General features: G+C 54.9%; 1 rRNA gene. It reads left to right on the top strand.

The window, feature by feature from the left end:
• A 23S ribosomal RNA gene (locus tag HPT30_RS31285) occupies nucleotides 1-244 on the top strand; the annotation flags it as partial.

Below are 244 nucleotides of genomic sequence, written 5' to 3'. Positions count from 1 at the left end.
TCAGAGCCCGATCTATGGGTGATGGCGTGCCTTTTGTAGAATGAACCGGCGAGTTACGTTTAACATGCAAGGTTAAGTCGAGAAGACGGAGCCGCAGCGAAAGCGAGTCTGAATAGGGCGATGTAGTATGTGGACGTAGACCCGAAACCGTGTGATCTACCCCTGTCCAGGGTGAAGGTGCGGTAACACGCACTGGAGGCCCGAACCCACGTACGTTGAAAAGTGCGGGGATGAGGTGGGGGTA

The sequence above is a fragment of the Paenibacillus agri genome (genome assembly GCF_013359945.1).
Taxonomy (GTDB): Bacteria; Bacillota; Bacilli; order Paenibacillales; family Paenibacillaceae; genus Paenibacillus_AQ; species Paenibacillus_AQ agri.
The sequence above is the reverse complement of the archived record's forward strand: the minus strand, read 5'-3'. Positions and strand labels throughout refer to the sequence as shown.